At 61.9% G+C, this 4,310-nt stretch carries 6 protein-coding genes; all 6 read left to right on the top strand.

Going from position 1 to position 4,310, the window contains the following annotated elements; genetic code table 11:
- Positions 1 to 123 precede the first annotated feature (123 nt).
- The 6 genes from AC5DC2_RS20190 to AC5DC2_RS20215 are packed head-to-tail and all read left to right on the top strand — an operon-like array spanning position 124 to position 4,104.
- Positions 124 to 516 (top strand): endonuclease domain-containing protein, encoded by a 393-nt coding sequence (locus AC5DC2_RS20190; RefSeq protein WP_491699772.1) that lies wholly within the window; start codon positions 124 to 126, stop codon positions 514 to 516.
- Positions 513 to 716: a hypothetical protein gene (locus AC5DC2_RS20195; RefSeq protein WP_491699773.1), complete on the top strand. Its 204-nt coding sequence runs from the start codon at positions 513 to 515 to the stop codon at positions 714 to 716. The genes AC5DC2_RS20190 and AC5DC2_RS20195 overlap by 4 nt, the downstream gene beginning before the upstream one ends.
- A 55-nt stretch (positions 717 to 771) precedes the next feature.
- A complete protein-coding gene (gene hydA, locus AC5DC2_RS20200; protein WP_491699774.1) occupies positions 772 to 2,226 on the top strand; it encodes a dihydropyrimidinase in 1,455 nt (484 codons plus the stop codon).
- A gap of 3 nt (positions 2,227 to 2,229) precedes the next feature.
- Positions 2,230 to 2,883 (top strand): LysE family translocator, encoded by a 654-nt coding sequence (locus AC5DC2_RS20205; RefSeq protein ID WP_491699775.1) that lies wholly within the window; start codon positions 2,230 to 2,232, stop codon positions 2,881 to 2,883.
- A gap of 4 nt (positions 2,884 to 2,887) precedes the next feature.
- The gene (locus tag AC5DC2_RS20210; RefSeq protein ID WP_024709068.1) at positions 2,888 to 3,316 is read left to right on the top strand and encodes an NUDIX hydrolase; all 429 of its coding nucleotides are present in this window, start codon (positions 2,888 to 2,890) and stop codon (positions 3,314 to 3,316) included.
- Positions 3,313 to 4,104, top strand: a complete 792-nt coding sequence (locus tag AC5DC2_RS20215) for an ABC transporter ATP-binding protein (protein WP_491699776.1) — start codon at positions 3,313 to 3,315, stop codon at positions 4,102 to 4,104. Before AC5DC2_RS20210 ends, AC5DC2_RS20215 begins: the two co-directional genes overlap by 4 nt.
- Positions 4,105 to 4,310: the final 206 nt, after the last annotated feature.

Consider the following 4,310-nt stretch of genomic DNA (forward strand, 5'->3'; position numbering starts at 1 on the left):
CACGGGGAGAGGGGGAGCGTGGGGCATGCCCTGGGTTTTCGACAAGCACCATCGTCAAACGCGAAGCGTCACCCCTTCTCCCCTGAGGGGAGAAGGTGGCCGAAGGCCGGATGAGGGGGGCTCATGCAAAGCACACGCACCCAGTTCGCACGCTCCCTGCGTCGCAATGAAACGGATGCCGAGAAGGTGCTTTGGCGCGAGATCAGGAACCGCAACCTCAACGGCGTTAAGTTCGTGCGGCAATATCCGATCGGCCGATACATCACTGATTTCGCCTGCCGGGAAAAAGGGCTTGTGATTGAGTTGGACGGCGCGCAGCATGCAGAAAATGAATATGACATAGAGCGAACGCGATATCTGAACGCACAAGGATTTTCCGTCATCCGCTTCTGGAATGATGAAATACTCAAGGAGCGACAAGACGTGCTTGAAACAATCGTCGCCATTCTCGAAAATCGCCTGACTGAGGCCTGCAACACCACGCGCTACTCGCCCGCCACGGAGCAAGTCCAATGAAGTCCAGCCAAAAGCCCACGCTTCGCTCGCGCGGCTTCATCGGCGCGAAACCTGCCTCGACCGTCAGCGGCGGGACGGCGGTCGTGCAGGCGACCGGCACGGCGACAAAAAGCCGGGGCAGCGTCAGCCCCAACATCGGCGCAGCGCCTTCGGACATGAACGAGAACACCTATCCGCGGGGAAAATACCGGCTGAAATAGAACATCAAAACGAGAAGCGGAAAACCGCCCGTTTGAAAATCAAGGGAACAGCAGAATGAGCACAGTTATCAAGGGCGGCACCATTGTGACCGCCGACCTCACCTACAAGTCCGATGTGAAGATCGAGGACGGTCGGATCATCGAGATCGGCCCCGGTCTTTCCGGCGACGAGACGCTGGATGCCACCGGCTGTTTCGTCATGCCCGGCGGCATCGATCCGCATGTGCATCTGCAGATGCCGTTCATGGGCACCTATTCCTCCGATGACTTTGCCAGCGGCACGCGCGCGGCCGTTGCCGGCGGCACCACCATGGTCGTCGATTTCTGCCTGCCCGATCCCGGCCAGTCGCTGTTCGATGCGATCAAGCGCTGGGATAACAAGTCGACGAGTGCGGCCTGCGACTATTCCTTCCACATGGCCATCACCTGGTGGGACAAACAGGTGTTTGACGAGATGGAAGCGGTCGTCAAGGAGCACGGCATCAACACCTTCAAGCATTTCATGGCCTATAAGGGCGCGCTGATGGTGAATGACGACGAGATGTTCGCCTCCTTCCAGCGCTGTGCGGAACTTGGCGCCATGCCGCTGGTCCATGCCGAAAACGGCGATGTCGTTGCCAGCATGCAGGCGAAACTGATGGCGGAAGGCAATAATGGCCCAGAAGGCCATGCCTATTCGCGCCCGCCGGAAGTGGAAGGCGAGGCCACCAACCGCGCCATCATGATTGCCGATATGGCCGGCGTGCCGCTTTACGTCGTTCACACCTCCTGCGAGCAGAGCCACGAGGCGATCCGCCGCGCCAAGCAGAAGGGCATGCGGGTTTATGGCGAACCGCTGATCCAGCATCTCATGCTCGACGAAAGCGAATATTTCGACAAGGACTGGGACCATTCCGCACGTCGGGTGATGTCGCCGCCCTTCCGCAACAAGAGCCACCAGGATTCGCTGTGGGCCGGCCTGCAGTCGGGCACGCTCTCCTGCGTTGCGACCGACCATTGCGCCTTCACCACCGAACAGAAGCGCTACGGCGTCAACGACTTCACCAAGATCCCGAATGGCACGGGCGGTCTGGAAGACCGGCTGCCGCTCCTGTGGACCTATGGCGTGACCACCGGCCGGCTGACCATGAACGAGTTCGTTGCAGTCACCTCCACAAACATCGCCAAAATCCTCAACATGTACCCGAAGAAGGGCGCGGTTCTGGTCGGCGCCGATGCCGATCTCATCGTCTGGGATCCGACGCTGGAAAAGACCATTACCGCCGAAACCCAGGTTTCCGCCATCGACTATAACGTGTTCGAGGGCAAGCATGTGAAGGGCCTGCCGCGCTTCACGCTGTCGCGCGGCAAGGTCGTGGTCGAGGAATCGACGCTGAAGACCGAGGAAGGACACGGCAGATACGTCAAGCGCGAGCCCTATCCGGCCGTCAGCAAGGCGCTTTCCGCCTGGAAGGACCTCGTTGCCCCGCGTAAGATAGAGCGCGCCGGCATTCCGCCGTCAGGGGTCTGACACATGGACTGGTCAAGCGTGGCGGCCTTTGCCGCGACCGAATTCCTGTTGTGCCTGTCGCCGGGGCCTGCCGTGCTGCTGGTCGTGGGTCTTTCCATGCGGCAGGGCTTCTGGCGCTCGCAGGCGGCAGCGGCCGGCATTCTGGCGACCAACGCGCTTTATTTCGCGCTGTCGGCCGCCGGCGTCGCCTCGCTGATCCTGATGAGCGCCACGCTCTTCAACGTGGTGAAAATCATCGGTGCGGTCTATCTCGGCTATCTCGGCATCAAGATGATCGCGCCGCTGTTCTCACGCCGGAAAGGTGAAGGCGGTTCGGCCCTGGCTGGTGCGGCAAAACTCAAACGCGCAGCACCCGAAGCCCCTTTCAAGCTGTTCTTCCGCGGCTTCAGCGTGCAGGCGGCGAACCCGAAAAACCTCGCCTTCTTCGTTGCCATCCTGCCGCAATTCGTCAATCCGACGGGCGATGTCGCCATGCAGATGCTCGTGTTCGGCGGCATTTCCGTCCTGCTCGAACTGCCGATCCTGATCATCTATGCGCTCGCCTTTTCCGCCCTTGCCCGGGTGGTGACGGAACGCGTCGTTGCCTGGCTTGAAGCTTCGGCAGGCGGCATTCTGGTGATGCTGGGCGCGGCCCTTGCCCTGCAGAAGAGGGTCTGAGCCGATGAGCGACGACAACACCATCCGCATCGCCGTCGCCCTGATCATCAACGAGAAGGGCGAGATGCTGACCGTGCGCAAGCGCGGCACGGAGGCCTTCATGCAGCCCGGCGGCAAGATCGATGCCGGCGAAACCCCGATCGCGGCGCTGCTGCGCGAACTGGACGAGGAACTGGCGCTGAAACTTGCGCCCGAAGACCTCCGCCCCGAAGGCCGACACAGCGAACGCGCGGCCAACGAACCCGGCATGATCGTTACGGCCGAAGCCTTCTCGACCTTTGGCGCGCCGGACGTCGCCCCCCGGGCCGAGATCGCCGAATATCGCTGGCTGCCGCTCTTTGGCGACATCGATGTCAAGCGCGCGGCGCTCAGCGAACATCATCTCTTCCCCATAGCGCGCAAGCGATTTGCCGAACTGGAGAGCGCGGAATGAACGACAAGGCGCCCCTTTCCGTCGTCTCGGCGAAGGATCTCTGTCTCACCTTTCAGACCAATGACGGCCCGGTCCACGCCCTGAAGGATGTCAATCTGGACGTGAAGAAGGGCGATTTCGTCTCCTTCATCGGCCCGTCCGGCTGCGGCAAGACAACGTTCCTGCGGGTTATCGCCGATCTGGAGAAGAAGACCGCCGGCGAGATCACCGTCAACGGCACGACGCCGGAAAATGCCCGGCTCGACCGCGCCTACGGCTACGTGTTTCAGGCAGCCGCCCTTTACCCCTGGCGCACGATCGAGAAGAACATTGCCCTGCCGCTGGAGATCATGGGCTACACCAGGGCCGACCAGCAGCGCCGCATCGAACGGGTACTGGAGCTGGTGGACCTGGCAGGCTTCGGGAAGAAATTCCCGTGGCAGCTTTCCGGCGGCATGCAGCAGCGCGCCTCGATTGCCCGCGCGCTCGCCTTCGATGCCGACCTTCTGCTGATGGACGAACCCTTCGGCGCGCTCGACGAAATCGTCCGCGACCATCTGAACGAGCAATTGCTGAAGCTCTGGGCGCGAACCGATAAGACCATCTGCTTCGTCACCCACTCCATTCCGGAAGCCGTCTACCTCTCCACCAGGATCGTGGTAATGAGCCCGCGTCCCGGACGGGTGACCGACGTGATCGAGAGCCCGCTGCCGAAGGAGCGCCCGCTCGACATCCGCGAAAGCCCTGAATTTTTAAAGATCGCCCACCGCGTGCGCGAGGGGCTAAGGGCGGGGCATAGTTATGAGTGAGTTGCTTTGCCCTCAATATGGCGGCGGGTGGGGAATGCCCGAACGCGGCCGCAACCTCCAGCCGATCTCCCCCCTTGAGGGGGAGATGCCCCGACAGGGGCAGAGGGGGGTGAACCGCAAACCCGAAACACCGCGCCGATTGGGGAGGCTTTACCCCCCTCTGTCGCTTTCGCGACATCTCCCCCTCAAGGGGGGAGATTGGTGGG

This window comes from Martelella sp. (genome assembly GCF_984369615.1).